17 protein-coding genes are annotated in these 19,007 nt (G+C 71.8%); 15 read left to right on the top strand and 2 right to left on the bottom strand.

Translation table 11 applies throughout. From position 1 onward, the window contains the following. Positions 1-34 precede the first annotated feature (34 nt). The gene (locus tag E3O32_RS10620) at positions 35-1,063 is read left to right on the top strand and encodes an alpha/beta hydrolase (RefSeq protein WP_134509327.1); all 1,029 of its coding nucleotides are present in this window, start codon (positions 35-37) and stop codon (positions 1,061-1,063) included. A gap of 71 nt (positions 1,064-1,134) precedes the next feature. Next, on the top strand, positions 1,135-1,509 hold the full coding sequence (locus E3O32_RS10615) for a hypothetical protein (protein WP_134509325.1): 375 nt from the start codon (positions 1,135-1,137) through the stop codon (positions 1,507-1,509). Between the two features lie 40 nt (positions 1,510-1,549). Here the strand turns inward: E3O32_RS10615 and E3O32_RS10610 are convergent, their stop codons facing one another. Beyond that, complete coding sequence (locus E3O32_RS10610; RefSeq protein WP_134509323.1) at positions 1,550-2,323, bottom strand: IclR family transcriptional regulator; 774 nt, start codon at positions 2,321-2,323, stop codon at positions 1,550-1,552. An 89-nt stretch (positions 2,324-2,412) separates the two neighbouring features. On the opposite strand from E3O32_RS10610, the gene hutH reads away from it, so the two are divergent. The 5 genes from hutH (at position 2,413) to E3O32_RS17635 (ending at position 9,189) form a co-directional block, all read left to right on the top strand. Continuing rightward, positions 2,413-4,026 (top strand): histidine ammonia-lyase, encoded by a 1,614-nt coding sequence (gene hutH, locus E3O32_RS10605; protein ID WP_134509321.1) that lies wholly within the window; start codon positions 2,413-2,415, stop codon positions 4,024-4,026. A gap of 201 nt (positions 4,027-4,227) precedes the next feature. Further along, on the top strand, positions 4,228-4,875 hold the full coding sequence (locus E3O32_RS10600; protein WP_134509319.1) for a response regulator: 648 nt from the start codon (positions 4,228-4,230) through the stop codon (positions 4,873-4,875). A 17-nt stretch (positions 4,876-4,892) separates the two neighbouring features. Then, positions 4,893-6,230: a sensor histidine kinase gene (locus E3O32_RS10595; protein ID WP_134509317.1), complete on the top strand. Its 1,338-nt coding sequence runs from the start codon at positions 4,893-4,895 to the stop codon at positions 6,228-6,230. Between the two features lie 140 nt (positions 6,231-6,370). Then, entirely contained in the window at positions 6,371-7,339 is a 969-nt protein-coding gene (locus E3O32_RS10590; RefSeq protein WP_134509315.1) for an AfsR/SARP family transcriptional regulator, read from the top strand. A 539-nt stretch (positions 7,340-7,878) separates the two neighbouring features. Next, entirely contained in the window at positions 7,879-9,189 is a 1,311-nt protein-coding gene (locus E3O32_RS17635; protein WP_241974789.1) for a M23 family metallopeptidase, read from the top strand. 24 nt (positions 9,190-9,213) lie between these two features. On the opposite strand, the gene E3O32_RS10570 is transcribed toward E3O32_RS17635, so the two are convergent. Further along, the gene (locus tag E3O32_RS10570; protein WP_134509313.1) at positions 9,214-9,606 is read right to left on the bottom strand and encodes a PPOX class F420-dependent oxidoreductase; all 393 of its coding nucleotides are present in this window, start codon (positions 9,604-9,606) and stop codon (positions 9,214-9,216) included. 134 nt (positions 9,607-9,740) lie between these two features. Between E3O32_RS10570 and E3O32_RS10565 the strand changes: the two genes are divergently transcribed. From E3O32_RS10565 to E3O32_RS10525, 8 genes are all read left to right on the top strand, one after another. Then, positions 9,741-10,424 (top strand): IclR family transcriptional regulator, encoded by a 684-nt coding sequence (locus E3O32_RS10565; protein WP_134509312.1) that lies wholly within the window; start codon positions 9,741-9,743, stop codon positions 10,422-10,424. A gap of 83 nt (positions 10,425-10,507) precedes the next feature. Beyond that, positions 10,508-12,166 (top strand): urocanate hydratase, encoded by a 1,659-nt coding sequence (hutU, locus tag E3O32_RS10560; RefSeq protein ID WP_134509310.1) that lies wholly within the window; start codon positions 10,508-10,510, stop codon positions 12,164-12,166. Next, complete coding sequence (locus E3O32_RS10555) at positions 12,163-13,383, top strand: allantoate amidohydrolase (RefSeq protein ID WP_241974787.1); 1,221 nt, start codon at positions 12,163-12,165, stop codon at positions 13,381-13,383. Before hutU ends, E3O32_RS10555 begins: the two co-directional genes overlap by 4 nt. Next, positions 13,380-14,822 carry a formimidoylglutamate deiminase gene (locus E3O32_RS10550; protein WP_241974785.1) on the top strand — a complete coding sequence of 481 codons (1,443 nt, stop codon included), beginning with the start codon at positions 13,380-13,382 and terminating at the stop codon, positions 14,820-14,822. Before E3O32_RS10555 ends, E3O32_RS10550 begins: the two co-directional genes overlap by 4 nt. After that, a complete protein-coding gene (hutI, locus tag E3O32_RS10545; RefSeq protein ID WP_134509308.1) occupies positions 14,819-16,024 on the top strand; it encodes an imidazolonepropionase in 1,206 nt (401 codons plus the stop codon). The genes E3O32_RS10550 and hutI overlap by 4 nt, the downstream gene beginning before the upstream one ends. A gap of 64 nt (positions 16,025-16,088) precedes the next feature. After that, positions 16,089-16,733, top strand: a complete 645-nt coding sequence (locus E3O32_RS10540) for a HutD/Ves family protein (protein ID WP_166790828.1) — start codon at positions 16,089-16,091, stop codon at positions 16,731-16,733. Between the two features lie 431 nt (positions 16,734-17,164). Next, positions 17,165-17,707 carry a GNAT family N-acetyltransferase gene (locus tag E3O32_RS10530; RefSeq protein WP_134509304.1) on the top strand — a complete coding sequence of 181 codons (543 nt, stop codon included), beginning with the start codon at positions 17,165-17,167 and terminating at the stop codon, positions 17,705-17,707. 166 nt (positions 17,708-17,873) lie between these two features. Then, positions 17,874-19,007, top strand: a 1,134-nt coding sequence (locus E3O32_RS10525) for an HNH endonuclease signature motif containing protein (protein WP_134509302.1), incomplete at its 3' end; no start/stop codon positions are given.

Below are 19,007 nucleotides of genomic sequence, written 5' to 3'. Positions count from 1 at the left end.
TTCTCAAGGCATACCCCCGCACTTCGGAGCACTCGTGAAAACCCGCCTTCCCCACACCCGATTCGCCACCCGGCGCGCCCGCCTGCTCACGGTCCTGACCGTCTTCGCCGTCGCCCTCGTCGGCACCGCCGGCCTGGCCGGGTTGCAGTCGGGCACGACGGTCCCCGACGCGACCATCGCCGCGTCGAAGGGCACCGCCGTCGGAGCGCCCAGCGCGTCGATGCTCGGCATCCGCACATTCGCCAAGCCGGCGGGCGTGACGGTCACGGCCGACGTCGTCTACACGACCGAGGCCGACGGCACCCCGCTCGCCCTCGACGTCTGCTCCCCGGCCGGGTCGACCCCCGGCACCCCCGGCGCCGCGGCGCTGCCCGCGGTGGTGTCCATCCACGGCGGCAGCTGGACCCGCGGCGACAAGGCCAACGACGACTGGCGCGGCGTCTGTGAATGGCTCGCCTCGGAGGGGTTCGTCGCGTACTCGGTCGACTACCGGCTCGCGCCCGCCTCGGTGTTCCCCGCCGCGATCGACGACCTCGCCACGGCCGTGGAATGGATCCGTCGGCCCGACAACGCGGCCCGGTTCGGCATCGACCCGGCCCGGATCGGCGCATTCGGCGGTTCGGCCGGCGCGAACCTCGCCCTGCTCCTCGGCACCCGAGGCTCGGGCCCGCTCACCGAGGGGTCACGCGTCGCCGCGGTCGCCGAACTCTCCGGTCCGACGGACCTGACCGGCCAGGCCCTCGCCACCGACGGAGCCTCGGAGCGGCTGCAGGACCTCGTGCTCCGGTATCTCGGCTGTTCGTCGCTCGCCGACTGCCCCCAGGCCGTCGCCGCGTCGCCGGCCCGGCGACTCGACCGCACCGACCCGCCCGTCTTCATCGGCCAGTCCGACCACGAGTTCATCCCCCTCGCCCAGGCCACCCGGTTCAGCACGAACCTCGAACGCCTCGGCATCGACCACGAGCTGGTCGCGGTGCCCGGCGCGGTGCATTCGATCGGCATCCTCGACGAGGGCATCCGCGCACGGGTCGCCGCGTTCCTGCATGGGGCGCTCGGACACTGAGCCTCGATGCACCGGATGGGCGTAAGAATGGAGCATGTCGTCCGTCCGCGGCGATCGAAGTGGAGCCCCGCATGACTGAATCCGAGCTCATCAACCTGTGGGTCAAGACCCGCTGGCACATCATCGTGTCCCAGGTCGCCCCCACCGTCCTGCTCACGGCGCTGGTGGGCTTCCTGGCCCTGGGCCTGGCCACAGCCGACCCGAGCGTGCGGGTCGCGGCCGCCGGCGTGCTGCTGGCCTCCGGCATCCTCGGCGCGCTGGTGCAGATCAACGCCGCCAACGAGGCCCTGGCCGTCATCGCCGACCTGCGCGCCGTGGGCGGCATGTCGGCCGTCACCCGGCGCATCCTGTCGGCGGCACCCTGGGTGAACGTGGTGCGGTTCGTGACGCCGGCCGTGTTCGTCGTCGTCTACGTTGCCCTGCTGATCGCCCTGTTCGCCGGCTGAGGCAGCTGCGGGGGCGGATCGAGGCTCCGGGAGCGAGCACTCAGCCGGACGGACGCCCGCGGATGCGGCGGGAGAGTTCCGCGGCGGTGCCAGCCAGTTCCGCGGCGAGGGCCGGCCACTCCGCCGGCGCGATCCGTTCTCGGGGGAAGGTGACCGCGATCCCTGCGGCCGGCCAGCCGGCGTGGTCCCGCACCGCCACGGCCACGGATGCCATCCCCGCCGTGATCTCGCCGTCCTCCTGGGCGAACCCGTCGGCCCGCACCCGCTCCAGCAGCCGGCGCAGCTCACCGGAGGTGCGGGGACCCTGCCCGTCGCGGGCGGCGAACGCCGCCGCGTTGGGGTACAGCGCGCGCAGCTGGGCATTCGGCAGCGCCGCGAGAAGGGCGCGCCCGCTCGCGGTGAGGTGGCTGGGCAGGCGCACGCCGACATCCGTCACGAGCGAGGGCCGGCGCGGCGCCCGCTCCTCGATCAGGTAGACCACGTCCCGGCCGTGCAGCACGACGAGGTGCGCGCTCTCGCCGATCCGGTCCACGAGCGCGGCGATCAGCGGGCGGCCGAGGTGGGAGAGCGGCTGCTGCCGGGAGAAGCCGGAACTCAGCTCGAAGGCGGCGACGCCCAGCCCGTAGCGGCGCTCCTCCGGCAGGTGGAGCACGAAGCCCCGGTCGGCGAGCACGGCCAGGAGGTCGTAGACGGTCGACCGCGGCAGGCCGAGCGCCGTGGCGATCGCCGAAGCCGGCACCGGACCGCGTTGCCCCGCCAGATGGGAGAGGATGCGCAGCGTGCCCTCCGCCGCCGGAACCTTCGAGCCGGCCATGCGACACCTTCCTCTCCATGTCCGGGATCCCGGACAGCAGCCAGTCTAAACGAGTGGTGGCATGGCCCGCACTGGTGTCCAATCGAAGTATGTCCCTCAGCCACGCAGCCCCCGCAGCCGTCAGCCCCGCATCCAGCAGCCACGCAGCCCCCGCAGTCGTCAGCCCTGCGGTCGTCACCGTGGGCGCCGGCCCGGTGTCCTTCACCGACCTGGTCGCGGTCGCCCGGCTGGACGCCCCGATCGTGCTCGACCCGGCCGCGCTGGACGGAGTCGCCGCTACCCGGCGGATCATCGACGGCCTGGCCGTCGACGTCAACCCGCACTACGGCATCTCCACCGGCTTCGGCGCCCTGGCGACCACCTTCATCACGAGCGATCGCCGCGCCCAGTTGCAGGCCAGCCTGGTGCGCTCGCACGCCGCCGGCAGCGGCCCCGAGGTGGAGCGCGAGGTGGTGCGCGCGCTCATGCTGCTGCGACTGTCCACCCTGATGACCGGCCGCACGGGGGTGCGCCCGGTCACCGCCGAGACCTACGCCGCCGTGCTCAATGCCGGGATCACGCCCGTCGTGCACGAATACGGGTCGCTCGGCTGCTCGGGCGACCTGGCCCCGCTCGCCCACTGCGCCCTCGCGGTGATGGGCGAGGGGCGGGTGCGTGACGCCTCCGGCACGCCGATGAGCGGCCAGGCCGCCCTCGCCGCGGCCGGCATCGAACCCGTCGTTCTCGCCGAGAAGGAGGGCCTCGCCCTGATCAACGGCACCGACGGCATGCTCGGCATGCTGGTGCTCGCCCTGGCCGACCTGACTCGGTTGCTCACGACGGCCGACATCGCCGCCGCGATGAGCGTCGAGGCTCTGCTCGGCACGGATGCGACCTTCGCCGCCGACCTGCAGGCCCTCCGCCCCCAGCTCGGCCAGGCGGCGAGCGCGGGGAACCTGCGCGCGCTGCTGCACGGCTCCCCGCTGCTGGCCAGCCATGCCGGCCCGGACGACCCCACCGTTCAGGACGCCTACTCGCTGCGCTGCTCCCCGCAGGTGCACGGCGCCGCCCGCGACACGGCCGACCACGCCGCGCTGATCGCCGGGCGCGAGCTGGCCAGCGCGGTCGACAACCCCGTCGTCACACTCGACGGCCGGGTGGCGTCCAACGGCAACTTCCACGGCGCCCCGGTCGGTTACGTGCTCGACTTCCTCGCAATCGCCGCGGCCGACGTCGCCAGCATGAGCGAACGCCGCACCGACCGGCACCTCGACGCGAACCGCAACAAGGGGCTGCCGCCATTCCTGGCGCACGAGGTCGGCGTCGACTCCGGGCTGATGATCGCGCAGTACACCGCCGCCGGGATCGTCTCCGAGCTCAAACGGCTGGCGGTGCCGGCATCCGTCGACTCGATCGCGTCGTCGGCGATGCAGGAGGACCACGTGTCGATGGGCTGGGCCGCGGCCCGCAAGCTGCGCCACTCGATCGATGGCCTGCAGCGGGTGCTCGCGATCGAGATCATGACCGCCGCGCGCTCCCTCGACCTGCGCGCCCCGGTGCGGCCGGGCGCCGCGACCGGAGCCGTGCGCGACCTGGTGCGCACCGTGGCAGAGGGCCCCGGCCACGACCGCTTTCTCTCCCCCGAGATCGAGGCGGTCGTGGCCCTGGTGGCGTCCGGCGCAGTGATGGATGCCGCGGCCTCCGTCGCCGGGCCCCTCCGCTGAGTCCAGCGGGCGGAAATCGGCACGACTGCACCAGAACGGACCCTCCGCTAGTCCCTGAACGGGGGCGGGCGCGAGCGTGGACCGCACCGCGAACCGGGCGCATAATGAAGCTCACCACCGGCCGCCCGGCCCCGAATCCGGGCGCGCCGGAGAAACCCAGTGACGTGAACCGCGCCACCGACTCCCCGCCCAAGGAGTGACATGATCCGGATCCTCATCGTCGACGATCACAATACTTTCGCAGAGCTCCTGGCCGAGGCTCTCGATCGCGAAGCGGACCTGTGCACGGTCGGTTCGGCGAACAACGGCCGCCGGGCGATCGAGCTGTGCGACACGCTGCGGCCGGACCTCGTCGTGTTGGACTACCACCTGCCGGACGAAAGCGGCCTGAGCGTCGCCGCCCTGATCCTGGCCCAGGCTCCCGCCACCCGGATCGTGATGCTCACGGGCGATCCCACCCCGGAAATCCTCGAACGGGCGGCCTCGATCGGGGTGTGCGCGTTCCTGCCGAAGGACGGGTCACTGATCGGAATGCTGGACACCTTGCGCCACGCCAGGGTCGGCGGATTCATGGTGCACCCGTCGCTGGTCGCGCAACTGAGTGCGCAGTGGCGTCTGCACGAGTACAACCCCGCCGTGCAAGCCCTCACCCGGCGCGAGCTCGAGGTGCTGCACCTGATGGCCCGGGGAAACGACGTGCGGGCCAATGCCCTGACCCTCGGGATCTCCGAGAACACCTGCCGTGGCTACGTGAAGTCCATCCTCGCGAAGCTCGAGGTGCATTCCCAACTCGAGGCGGTCGTGAGCGCCACTCGGCTCGGCCTGGTCGGGGTGAACGAACGTGTCTGAGCCGACGGCGCCGGGGAATGTCTAGGCCGACGACCCTGGCTGCCGACCCATCGCTCCTGGGCGACGGGAGGTCAACCGAGCGCTCCGAGGTGCGCGCGGCGGTCACCCGCTTCCTGCTCATCGGACTCCTCACCCTGGTGGCGATCTCCGTGCCGGTGGCGCTCTGGATCCGTGGCCAGGCGGAGCGCCACATCCTCGCGTCCGCCACCGAGCACACCCAGGAGCTCGCCGACCGCACGGTCGCCCCTCTCATCACGGAGCAGCTCCGCGCCGGCGAACCCGCCGCCCTGCGCATTCTCACCCGCACGCTCGCACCCTGGCTGGCCGAGGGCTACATCGTGCGGGTGAAGGTGTGGGACCCAAACGGGCGGATCATCTACTCCGACCTGCCGTCGCTGATCGGACGCAGCTTCCCGCTTCCCCGCTGGAGCACCGACCTGCTGGCCGGGGGTGCGGAGCGCGCGTCGTTCGGCACCCAGCGCGAGGCCGACAACGAGCAGGACTACGCCCTGGGCGAGTTGGTGGAGATCAATGTACGCTCGGCGGATGCCGCAGGCCGGCCGATCATGTTCGAGGCCTACTTCGATGATGAGGCAGTGCGGGAGGAGCAACTGGCTCTGACCGAGGAGATCACCCCGGTCTTCGCATTGTCGCTGTTCGCGCTACAGTTCGCACAGCTCCTGCCCGCGACCAGGCTGGCCCGACGCATCCAGGCCGACCAGGCATCCCGTCGGCGGCTGCTCCAGCACGCCATCGCGGCCTCGGATTACGAACGAAGGCGGATCGCCCGCGAACTGCACGATGAGGTCATCCAGGACCTGGCCGGTCTCTCCTACGCCTTCGCGGCGGAAGAAACGCACGGGCCGCCGGGAGAACGCCCACTCTTCGGCCGCGCCCGCTCGATCCTGCAGCGCAACCTCGGCACCCTCCGCGGAATGACGACCGAGCTGTATCCGCCCGACTTCGCGCTGCTGGGCCTGACCAAGGCCCTGCTCGGACTCACCGCGCCTCTCGCCGGCCAGGGAATCGAGGCCATCGTCTCGCTGCCCGAACGAATCGAACTCGACCGGGACCGGGCCGCGATGCTGTACCGCGTGGCCAGGGAGGCCCTCGCCAACACGGTCAAGCACGCCGGCGCCTGCGTCGTCGAGCTCGCGCTCGTGCAGAACAAGGATCGCACCACGCTGACGGTGCGCGACAACGGGCGCGGCTTCGATCCGGACAGCCCGTCGCCCGACGGTCATCTGGGCCTCCGGATCATGCGGGACACCGTGCGGGTGGTCGGTGGTGACCTTGTCATCACCTCTCGGATGGGCGAGGGCACCACCGTCGTGGCCACCCTCCCGCGGGTCTAGCCGTGCCGGCCCTGACGATGCCGCAGATCGGCCGAATCCGCGACCCCCGAATTTTGGGGAGCCGGGCATCCCTCACCTGCGGCTTACTCACGATCGACATGGTCGGCAGTCTGGAAGCCAATCCGCTATTGGAGGCCGTCATGGAAAGAACCCATGGCTCATCCGGGCCAACATTCGACACACCTCCCGGCCGCGTCACCATCCAGATCCTCGGCAACCTGCGAGTCTGCCGGGGCGGCGCCGTCCTCGGCGCCCATCACCTTGGCGGACCCAAGCCCCGGCAGATCCTCGAAATCCTGCTGCTCCAGTTGGGGACTCCGGTATCCAAGGAGCACCTGATCGACCTGCTCTGGGGAGGCAACCCGCCCGTTGAAGCGCAGCCCACCCTGGAAAGCTACGTCTGCGTGTTGCGCCGGAACCTGCAGCCGGGCGCCGGCAAGCGCGGTCCACTGCAGACGGTCAACGGCGGCTACGTCATGGACAAGGCCCTGGTCGACCTTGACCTTGATCGGTTCGACACGCTGCTCCGCCTCGCCCAGCATTCCGGAGCGGCGGATGCCCTTCCGTTGCTGAGCGAGGCCCTCGGCCTGGCGGTCGGGCCGCTGCTCGGCAGCGAACTGCTGCCCGCCTGGGCTGCCGATGAACGTTCCCGCCACGCTGCCCGGGTCACCGAAGCGAGGATCATCGCCGCGGAGTCCGCCTCTGCCCTCTTCCGGCCGGGGGAAGCGGTGGGCTGGGCCGGCCAGGCCGCCGACGGCGACCCGCTGAACGAGCGCGCCTGGACCGCCCTGATCCTGGGACTGGAGCTGTCCGGCCGGCCGGCCGACGGCCTCGCGGCATTCGACCGATTCCGCCGGATCCTGGACCGAGAATTGGGCTGCGCGCCCGGTCCCGACCTCCGCCATGCCCAGGTCAGGATGCTGCACGCCACCGCCGACGGTGAGCTCTCCGACGTCCTCTCCGCGCTGCTCCTGCTGCACGATCGGCTCCACCACGCCGGAGCGCCGAATGGGACTGCGGCGTCGCCGGCGTCGCTCGCCTCCGAATCACTCCGGGAGGCCGGCCTGGTGATCGATTCGTTCCTGCGTCGCGCCCTCGTGGCGGTCTGAGATGGCCTCCCCGGCGCCCCAGCCCGCACCTCCCGGCCCGCGCAACCGGATGCTTGTGCCCCCCGCCCGCGCGTGTAATGATGGCCGGACGCTGACCCGTTCCATCTGGCTGTCCATTACCCGAACATGGATTGCATAGGCTCATGAGCTCACTACGAAGTGTTCGTCGAACCAGTCGCCCCGGAAACCCGCATCGGTCCCGGCGATTGGCGCTCCCGCTTGCGTCGATCGTGATCGTCGCGCTGGCGATCGTGGGCGTACCGACGTCGGCGCACGCCGATGATGGGCAAACCGTGGTCGCGGTGGAGACCCCCGCCCCCCTTCCGGCCTCGGATCCGGCACCGGCACCCGCACCGGCACCAGCGCCCGAACCAGCGCCAGCACCAGCGCCAGCACCAGCGACAGCACCCGCGCCCGAGCCCGCTCCCGCGCCCGCACCGGCACCCGCCCCCGCACCGGCGCCAGCGCCAGCGCCCGAACCTGCGCCCGCGCCAATTCCCGCACCCGCCCCTGCGCCCGCCCCCACGCCGACTCCCGTCGTGACGACTCCGGATCCTGCGCCCGACCCCGCCCCCACGCCCGACCCCACCCCGTCACCGACACCGACACCGGACCCCACACCGACACCGGACCCCACCCCCACTGCCACGCCCACCCCGACGTCGGCGCCGACGCCCACCCCGACCCCGACGGTCGCGGCTCCGGAGCCTCCACAGGTCTTCGGCCCAACGGCACCGAAGGTGTCCACCGCCGCACGGCAAGCCGCCGCCGCCGCGGCCGCCAACGCAGCCCGCGCCGCCCGGGCCGCGACTGAACGAGCCTCCGCCGCAGCCTTCGCCGCCGCCTCCGCACCCCACGCCGCCGCCGTCGCAACGGCCCAGGCCCAGCTGGGCGCTGCACGGACCATCCTGGGTAAGGCGAATCTCGCCTACGCCTCAGCCAAGGCCGACTACGAGGCCGCCGCCAGCCGGGCCGACCTCGTGCACGCGCTGAGGGAGAAAGCGGTCACCACGGCCGACGCGTCCCGCCGGGTGCTGGCGATGCTCGTCCGGGGGCTGATGCAGCAATCCGGCACGGCCACCGTCGACGTGCTGTTCGACGACACGGCCGGACGCGATCTGCTCTTCCAGCTCGGCACGCTCGACGCCCTGTCCAGGCTCACCGCGAACCTGGACGAGGTGCGCGCGCGGGTCGCCGCCGACACCGAGCGCGAGCAATCGCTGGCGAAACAGGATGACGCGGCCCAGGCCGTGATGGCTGCGGTCCCGGTCGCCGACACCCTCGCTGCCGTCCAGGTGGCGCAGGCCGACGTCGACGCGGCATCCGCCGACCTCGCCGCCCTCGCCCTGACCACCCCGGCCGCCGCCGTGGTGAGCGAGCTGAGACCGCTCCCGGCGATTCCACCGGTTGCCGACACCGGGCGTCTCAGCGACCAGGGTTGGGCCAAGCCGGCCGCCGGGCGCATCACCGACTCATTCGGACCGCGTCTCGTGCACCCGGTGCCCGGGGTGAGCGACTTCCACCGCGGCACCGACATCGGCGCCGGCTGCGACGCGGCCATCTACGCGGCGACCGACGGCATCGTCGAGTCCGCCGGCGCGCTGGGCACCTACGGCAACTGGATCCTGCTCGACCACGGCAACGGCATCGAGACCGGCTACGCACACATCGCCGCCGGGGAGATCCTGGTCGGTGTCGGCGATCGGGTGAGTGCCGGCCAGGTGATCGCCGGGGTGGGCAGCACCGGCGCCTCGACCGGCTGCCACCTGCACTTCGAGGTCAGGATCGACGGGACCGCCGTCGACGCCATGCCGTTCATGGCCCAGCGCGGCGTGAACGTCGGCAACTGACCGACCGACCGCAGCCGGCGCCGGTCAGGCGGGCGTGATCACGATGGCCACCGACTCCGTCGCGGAACCGCTCAGCCTCCGAGCACTGCGGATCGCCCGGTAGGCCAGACCGTACTTGCCCAGCAACGCCGCCTCGAGCGCGGCGATCGTGGCCTCATCGGCGCGAACCTCCGCCTGCGCAGTGACGGTCACCGCCGCGTCCGTCACGACCCCGGGCGCATTGCACGCCGCGAGCTCGATCCGGGCGGTATGCCGCAGCCGCTTGACCTTGCCCGAGGAGGATGCCGTCGTCACCAGCAACCGGTCGGCATCGACGGCCACCCAGACCGGCGTCTTCACAGGGTCGCCGGTCTTGCGGAATGTGGTCAGGAGCACGAACTTCTCGGCCCCGAGGGCGAGCAGAGCCTTAGTCGTCATGACTGATTATCCCGCCCACGGCTGGGACCGCGATCGGAACGCAGCCATTCTCCGGCCACCCTCCGGTCGATGAGTATTGCCAGCCAGTGGCATCCGTGTTTTACTGAATGGAATAGTCAAGGCAAGGGAGCAGCATGGCCGAGTCGTCCACCCGCACCGTGGAGCGCGCGCTCGACCTGCTCGCCGTGATCTGCGACGGTGACGGGCTGACCCTCTCGGAGAGCTCGCGCGCCGTCGACCTCTCCCCCAGCACCGCCCTTCGTCTGCTGCGCACCCTCGAGACGCGCGGCTTCGTGCGCCGCGGCGACGACGGAAGCTACGGGCCGGGCAGCCGGATCATCCAGCTCGGGGCACAGTCGCTGAGCAGCGAGTCGCTGGTGACCCTGTCCAGGCAGGCCATGGAAGACCTCGTCGCCCTGACCGGCGAGTCCGCGTATCTCAGCGTGGAGGGCCACGACCGTTCGAGCCTCTACATCGCCATCGCCCCGGGCACCCACTCTGTGCGGCACGCCAACTGGGTCGGCCGCACCGTGCCGCTCGAACGGTCCGCGGTCGGCCAGGTGCTCACCGGGCACACCCCGGCGGTCGGGTACGTCGTCGTCGAGCGCGGCGTCGAAACGGATGTCACGGCCATCGCCGCCCCGATCCGCTCCGAGCAGCGGGTCGTGGCCGCCCTCAGCCTCGTCATCCCGAGCTACCGGGTCACCCCGGCCGACCTCGACCGATACGGTCCCCTGCTCGTGCGCGCCGCAGGCACCGTGTCGGCCGGGCTCGGCAAGACCGCCCCGGCCCCGCCTGAACCCCGCGAGCACGCCTGAGCCCGACCACGACTGGCCGGCCCGGTCCGCCGAGCCCCCGACCGTCACCCATCAAGAACAGCCACGAGCCAGAGGAACCAGTCATGAACGAATCCCGTCCCGTCCGCGCCGCGCGCGGCACCACCCTCACCGCCAAGAGCTGGCAGACAGAGGGCCCGCTCCGGATGCTCATGAACAACCTCGACCCCGAGGTTGCCGAGCATCCCGAGAACCTCGTCGTCTACGGCGGCACGGGCAAGGCCGCCCGCAACTGGGAGGCCTACGACGCGATCGTGCGCACCCTGACGACCCTGGAGAAGGACGAGACCCTGCTGGTGCAGTCCGGCAAGCCGGTCGGCGTGTTCCGCACCAACGAGTGGGCGCCGCGGGTGCTCATCGCCAACTCCAACCTCGTCGGCGACTGGGCCACCTGGCCGGAGTTCCGCCGCCTCGAGGCGCTCGGCCTGACCATGTACGGCCAGATGACGGCCGGCTCCTGGATCTACATCGGCACCCAGGGCATCCTGCAGGGCACCTATGAGACCTTCGCCGCGGTCGCCGCCAAGCGGTTCGGCGGCACCCTGGCCGGCACCCTCACCCTCACCGGCGGGGCCGGCGGCATGGGCGGCGCGCAGCCGCTCGCCGTCACCATGAACGACGGCGTCGTGCTGATCGTCGACGTCGACGAGACCCGGCTGCAGCGCCGGGTCGACCACGGCTACCTCGACTGCCTCACGACCGACCTCGACGATGCCGTCGAACGCGTGCTAGCGGCGAAGGCCGAGAAGCGCGCCCTCTCGGTGGGCCTGGTCGGCAACGCCGCGACCGTGTTCGCCGAGTTGCTCGCCCGCAGGGTGCCGATCGACATCGTCACCGACCAGACCAGCGCGCACGACCCGCTGTCCTACCTGCCGGAGGGCGTGACCGTGGCCGAATGGCACGCCTACGCCGCGGCGAAGCCGGAGGAGTTCACCCTGCGCGCACGCGCCGCGATGAGCAAGCAGGTCACGGCGATGGCCCGGTTCCAGGATGCCGGCGCCGAGGTCTTCGACTACGGCAACTCCATCCGCGCCGAGGCGCAGCTGGGCGGCTGCGACCGCGCGTTCGCGTTCCCCGGGTTCGTGCCCGCCTACATCCGCCCGCTCTTCGCCGAGGGCAAGGGACCGTTCCGCTGGGTGGCGCTCTCCGGCGACCCGGCGGACATCGCGGCCACCGACAAGGCCATCCTCGAGCTGTTCCCGGAGGACGAGCACCTGCGCCGGTGGATCACCAAGGCGCAGGACCTGGTGCACTTCGAGGGTCTGCCGGCCCGGATCTGCTGGCTCGGCTACAAGGAACGCCACCTGGCCGGCTTGAAGTTCAACGAGATGGTCGCCTCCGGCGAACTCTCCGCGCCGATCGTGATCGGCCGCGACCACCTCGACTCCGGCTCGGTCGCCTCGCCCTATCGGGAGACCGAGGCGATGTTGGACGGCTCGGACGCGATCGCGGACTGGCCGCTGCTGAACGCCCTGCTGAACACCGCGTCGGGCGCCACCTGGGTCTCGATCCACCACGGCGGCGGCGTCGGGATCGGCCGCAGCATCCACGCCGGCCAGGTCATCGTGGCCGACGGCACCCCGCTCGCCGCCGAGAAGATCGAGCGGGTGCTCACCAACGACCCGGGCACCGGCGTGATGCGACACGTCGACGCCGGCTACGAGCGCGCCGACGAGGTGGCCCGCGAGCGCGGCCTGCGCGTGCCGATGTGGGAGTCCGAGTGAGCAGGCCGACGTTGCTCGCGCACGGGCTGCTGGCCGGCCTCGACGAGATCGCCGGCACGGGCCGGGATGCGCACCGCGGCGGATACTCCCGCCACCTCTGGCAGGCCGCCGACCTCGAGCTGCGCGCCTGGTTCATCGAACGCGCTGAGCGCATCGGGCTCGCGGTCGAGACCGACCGCAACGGCAACATCTGGGCTTGGTGGGGCGAGCCCGGGGCGGATGCCGTCGTCACCGGCAGCCACCTCGACTCCGTGCCCGGCGGCGGCGCCTTCGACGGCCCGCTCGGCGTCGTGTCGTCGCTCGACGCCATCGCCCGACTGCAGGCGAGCGGCTTCGTGCCGTCGAGGGCCTGCGCCATCCTCGTCTTCGCGGAGGAGGAGGGGTCCCGCTTCGGCATCGCCTGCCTCGGCTCGAGGCTGATGACCGGTGCGCTGCACGCGGACCGGGCCAGGGCCCTCGTCGACCCCGACGGCATCACGCTCGCCGACGCCGCGGCCCACGCCGGACTCGATCCCGCCAGCCTCGGCACCGACCGGCAGTCGCTGGAGCGAATCGGACTCTTCGTCGAGCTGCACGTCGAGCAGGGCCGCGGCCTGATCGACCTCGGTGAGCCGGTGGCTGTGGCCTCCTCGATCCTCGCCCACGGGCGCTGGCGCCTCACCGTGACCGGCCAGGGTAACCACGCCGGCGCCACCCTGATGGCCGACCGCCGCGACCCGATGGTGGCCGCAGCCCGCGCCGTGCTCGCCGTGCAGGACACGGCCGCGGCCCGCCCGGGCACCCGGGCCACCGTCGGCCGGATGAACATCGTGCCCGGCGGCACGAACGTGATCCCGTCGAGCGTGCAGGCCTGGCTCGACGCCAGGGCGGAGACTGACGAAGAGACCCGCGCCCTGCTGGGAGAGATCACCGCGGCGGTCGAGGCCGTCGTGGCCGAGAACGGATGCTCCGTCTCGGTCGTGGAGGAATCCTGGGCCGATGCGGTGCACTTCGACCCCGAACTCCGGGACCGGTTCAGCGCCGTTCTCGGTGACGTGCCGTCGCTTGCGACCGGAGCCGGTCATGACTCCGGGGTGCTCGCGGCCAGCGTGCCCAGCGCCATGCTCTTCGTGCGCAATCCCACCGGAATCTCGCACTCTCCCGAGGAATTCGCCTCGGCCGACGACTGCGTGGCCGGGGTCGAGGCTTTGGAGAAGCTGCTGAGGACCCTGCTGTGAGCGCCGCGGCGACGCCCGACCCGACGGCGACAACCCCACCGAGCGCAGTGGCCGAACGCGCCTACTGGTGCGAGACCCTGCTCATCGACGGCGAGTCCACCGCCGGCGTTCGCGTCGAGGTGGGCGAGGACGGACGCATCGCCGACCTCACGCCCGGCTGCGCACCGAGGCCGCGGGACGTGCGCCTCGGCACCGTGCTACCCGGAATGGCCAACGCGCACTCCCACGCTTTCCATCGCGCATTGCGCGGCCGCACCCACGGCGCCGGCGGCGACTTCTGGCAGTGGCGCGAGGCGATGTACCTTGCGGCCGGTCGGCTCAACCCCGACCGGTACTACGCCCTCGCACGTGCCGTGTTCGCGGAGATGCTGGTCAGCGGGTGGACGGCCGTCGGCGAGTTCCACTACGTGCACCACCGCCCGGACGGCTCGCGGTACCCGCGCGAACACGCGATGGAACTCGCGCTGGCCGCAGCGGCCCGCGATGTGGGCATCCGTCTCGTGCTGCTGGACACGCTCTACCTGGCCGGCGGCATCGGGCGCCCGCTCGCTCCGGAACAGCGAGCCTTCGATGACGGTTCGGCGGCGGGCTGGCTGGAACGCTGGCGCTCCCTGCAGGACGCCCTCGGCACGGATCCGGGTTGCCGGGTCAGTCTCGGCGCCGCGATTCACTCCGTGCGCGCCGTGCCCACGGCCGCCATGCGGGAGGTGCTCGCGGGGCTGCCTTCCACGGCGCCCCTGCACATCCACCTCTCCGAGCAGCCGCAGGAGAATGCGGACTGCCTGGCCGAATACGGCCTGACGCCGACCGGCGTGCTCGCCGACCTCGGAGCGCTCTCGACGCGCCTGAGCGTCGTGCACGCCACCCACCTCACCAACGCCGACATCGCGCTGATCGGAAGCGCCGGCGCGACCGTCGTCATGTGCCCGACGACGGAGGCCGACCTCGGCGACGGGATCGGCCCGGCCAGGCGGCTCGCCGACGCCGGCGCGAGCATCGCCCTCGGCTCTGACCAGAACGCCGTCGTCGACCCCCTGCTCGAGATGCGCGGGCTCGAGGCCGGCGAACGACTGGCCTCCGGGGAACGCGGACGCTTCGATCCGTCCGCGCTGCTGCGCGCCGCCTCGGCCAACGGCTATGCCTCGCTCGGTCTCGGCGACAACGGACTCCGCCCCGGCGCCCTCTGCGACCTCGTCGAGGTATCGATGGACAGCGTGCGCACCGTCGGGTCGGTGCCCGCCCAGGTGCCGCTCACCGCCACCGCATCCGACGTGCTCCGGGTCATCGTGCACGGCGTGATCGTCGCCGATTCCGGTCGTCTGGTCTGCGCGAACGGCGGCGCGACCGACCGGCTGCCCCAGACGTTGCTGCGCGACGCCCTGACCGTGCTCGACAACACCCCGCCTACCCGCCACGACCCGTCGGGAGACCGCGCATGACAGGCCAGCAGACCAGCCCGCAGACCACTGAACTGATCATCGGCATCGCCGAGCTGACCAGCCAGGCCGACGACGGAGAACGCCTGCGGGGTGCCGCCCTGGTGATCGAGCGCGGCCGGATCGTCTGGCTCGGCCCGGCCGCCACGGCGCCGGCCGCCGATATCCGCACGGATGTCGCCGGTCGGGCCGTGCTTCCCGGCTGGGTCGACACGCACACCCACCTCATCTTCGCCGGCGACCGGGCCGCGGAGTTCGAGGCCCGGATGGCCGGGCAGCGCTACGCGGCCGGCGGCATCAACACCACCGTGGCCGCGACCCGGGCGGCCACCGAGGAGCAGCTCGTCGCGGGTGCCGCCCGGCTGCGGCGGGAGGCCGAGGCCCAGGGCACCACGTTCCTCGAGACCAAGACCGGCTACGGCCTCGACCTGGCGAGCGAGGTGCGGTCGGCGCGCGCCGCGGCGTCCGTGGCCGACGTGGTCACCTTCCTCGGAGCCCACCTCGTGCCGGCGGGGATGGACCGGCGCGACTACCTCGACCTGGTCACCGGGCCGATGCTCGCCGCGGTGGCCCCGCACGCCGACTACATCGACGCGTTCTGCGAGGTCGGCGCGTTCGACGTGGAGGAGAGCCGCGAGGTGCTGCTCGCCGGCCGCGCGGCCGGGCTCGGCGTGCGCGTGCATGGAAACCAGCTCGGCTTCAGCGGCGGGGTGCGGCTCGCGGTCGAACTCGGCGCGGCCAGCGTCGACCACTGCAATCACCTGGAGGAGCGCGACATCGAGGCCCTCGCGGGGTCGGCGACCGTGGCGACGCTGCTGCCGGCCTGCGACCTGTCGACCCGGGAGCCGTTCCCGCCGGCCCGGCGGCTGGTCGACGCGGGGGCGCGGATCGCCCTGGCCACGAACTGCAATCCGGGCACCTCGTACACGACGTCGATGCCGTTCTGCGTGGCGACGGCCGTGCTGCAGATGGGGCTGACCATCGAGGAGGCCGTCTGGGCGGCGACCCGCGGCGCCGCGGCGGCGGTCGGCCGCGAGCACGGACCCGACGCGGTCGGGTCGCTTCGGGTGGGCGGGTGGGCCGACCTGCAGGTGCTCGACGCGCCATCCGTCGCCCATCTGGCCTATCGGCCGGGGGTGCCCCTCACCGCCGCGGTCTGGCGCCGGGGCGTGCGGAGCCGGCGCGGCGGCGGTCTCGATGCCTGAGGTGGGCAGGATGCCTCGGGCGGTCCCGATGCCTCAGGTGCGCCGGATGCCTGAGGTGGGCAGGATGCCTGAGGGCGGCCCGGTGCTGCTGCCGGCCGCCGACCGGGTGCGCACAGTGTGGCGGAATGGCGGGGGCACGACAGCCGAGGTGATCGTCCGGGGCGACAGCCGGAATCCGGGCGCGGAAACCGGTTTCGACTGGCGGGTCAGCATCGCGACGGTCGACTGCGACGGGGACTTCTCTCCCTATCCGGGCGTGGACCGGTGGCTGATGCCGCTGTCCGCCGGCGGGCTGCGGCTCGTCGAGGAAGGGGAGCTCGTGCCGGTCGGGCAGCACGAGGTGCGCGCCTTCCCCGGCGAACGGGCCGTTTCGGCGGTCGGCGTCACCGAAGCGACCCTCGACCTGAACCTGATGGTGCGCCGGGGCGAAACGACCGGAGCGCTGTGCGCAGCGGAGGTGGCCGGGCGCGCCGAGCTGGCGACCGCCGCCGGCGAGCAACTCGTGATCCTCGTTCTCAGTGGTGTTATCGACGCCGCCCTCGACACCGCTCCCGAGGGCACTCCCCCGGGCGCCCGGTCCAGCCGCACGCTCGCCCGTCACGATGCCGTGTTCCTCGGTGCCGGCAGGCAGCTCACCCTGCACGGGGTCGGGCGGTTCGCGGTGGCCCGGATCGCGACGGTGCCCGGCGACGACCCGGTGGCCGCCTGAGCGATCAGAGTTGTCACTCCGCTGTGTGGTCACGCCACTGTGTCGTCAATGCAGGCAAACCCCGGCAACCGCGCTACCGTCGACGAGCTGGAGCCGAAGGTACGCCGGGAGCGGCGACTGCGCGAGCCGAGTCGGCCCGGTAGTTGATCAGCCGGCGACGTTCGATGGTCGCGGCCAGGGTGGGCAGCGAGATCCCCACGGCGTGACCTCGGCCGCGGCTGGCCGGACCGACGTCTCTGCGCCCGGGCGCAGGCCGCGCAGCAGCATCTGCTCTGGGCAGACGGTGGAGAGGAAATCCCCGACCGACAGGGCGAGCCTGTCCCCGACGAGGGAGTAGAGGATGCGGTTCGAATCGCGGCGCTCGGTGGCACGGAGCACGGAGCACGGAGCGACCCTCTCCGATCGCACCCGATCGCCCCTAGTCTGGGCGGATGCCTTCCGAACTCCGTACCGACCGGCTCCTGCTCCGCCGGTGGCGTGAGTCCGATCGGGAACCCTTCGCCGCCATGGGGGCCGATCCGGCCGTGATGTGTTACTTCCCCGCGACGCTGACCCGGGCCGAAAGCGACGCTCTGGCGGCCCGCGCCGACGCCCTCTTCGATCAACACGGCTACGGGCTGTGGGCCCTCGAAGATGCCTCCTCGGGAACGTTCCTCGGTTTCACCGGACTGGCGCCGATGCCCGTCGGCATCCCGGGTTCCGGCGGGGTCGAGGTTGGCTGGCGCCTGGCCCGGGGCTTCTGGGGCCAGGGTTACGCGACCGAGGCTGCCCGCGCGGCGCTGGGGTTCGCCTTCGGGGAGCTGGCGCTTTCCGAGGTCCAGTCCATCACCGCCGTGATGAACCTCCCGTCCCGTGCCGTGATGGAACGACTGAGGATGACCTTCGTCGACGAGTTCGAGCATCCGCGCGTCGCCCTCGGCTCCCCACTTCGCCCCCACGTGCGGTATCGAATCATGCCTGCCGCCGGTGTTTGATCCTGTCGAAATCGCCGTCGGCTCGACCTCCGTCCCGGTGATTGAGCCTGTCGAAATCACTGCCGGCTTGTCGTCCACAAAGTGGGTTTGATCAGCTTATCCACGCCCAAGTGCGAGGGCCGGTTGGGCGCCTCGGAATGTCGGTGGCTGGTCGTAGTGTGCTCGTATGGCCACCCTGGTGAGCACCTCCCAACAGCAGCTCGGACTGCTCTTCGACGCGGTCGCGGCAGCCGACCAGGCGATCGCCCGGTGCTTCGCCGTGCGGGCCGAGGCTGTCGACCGGGCCCGCCGGTTCAGCGCCGCGCAGGCCGGGTCGATTCCGCTCAGCCTGCAGTCCCGGTGGAGTCGCGAGGAGCTCGCGCAGCGGGAACTCTCCAGCGAACTCGCCGCCACGCTCCGGATACCGGAACGCACGGCGGAGACCCTCCTTGCCGAGAGCCAGGCGTTGGCCGAGCACCTCCCCGCCACCCGGGCCGCGTTGGCGGAGGGGCGGATCAGTTACCGGCATGCGCAGGCGATAGTCCAGCAGTCCTGGTCGATCCCTGAGGAGGGTTTGGCCGCGTTCGAACAAGCCCTGCTGCCGTCGGCCGAGCATCTGACCGTGGCCAAGCTCAAGCACAAGGCCCGGCTGCTGCGGGAACGGTTGCACCCGGAGACGATCACGGCGCGGCGGGCGAGGTCGATCACGGACCGCACCAGCGGGGTGACCCCCGAGTACGACGGGATGGCGACCCTGTTTCTGACGACGGGGGCCGAGCTGGTGCAGGCGATCTTCCACCGGGCCACCGACCTCGCCGCCAGCCTGCAAGGGCCGGACGAGACGCGCACGCTCACCCAGGTGCGCACGGATGTGCTCAGTGACCTGTTGATCCACGGGGTCACCCCGACCGGCGTCGGCACCGGGGTCAAGGCCACCGTGCAGGTGACGGTGCCGGTGCTGACACTCCTCGGGCACAGTGAGGAACCCGGGTATTTGGAGGGGTATGGGCCGATCGATCCCGCGACGGCGCGGGATCTGGCGTCGAAGGCGCCGAGTTTCACCCGGTTGCTCACCCACCCCGAGACCGGGGTGATCCTCTCCGTGGGGAGGGACCGGTACAAAACGCCCAAGGCCATGCGCCGCTTCCTCCGCCTCCGCGATGAGACCTGCCGCTTTCCCGGCTGCAACCGGCCAGCAAGGGGTGCGGAGCTTGACCACTCGCATGATTGGGGGTTGCTCGGCGAGACCGCGCACGACAACCTCGCCCATTTGTGCACATTATGCCGATATCGGCATAAGGGACATTATTCCGATGTCCGG

The organism is Cryobacterium mannosilyticum (assembly GCF_004402705.1).
GTDB lineage: Bacteria > Actinomycetota > Actinomycetes > Actinomycetales > Microbacteriaceae > Cryobacterium > Cryobacterium mannosilyticum.
Note: the sequence above shows the minus strand (reverse complement) of the source record. Positions and strands in the feature narration are given on the sequence as shown.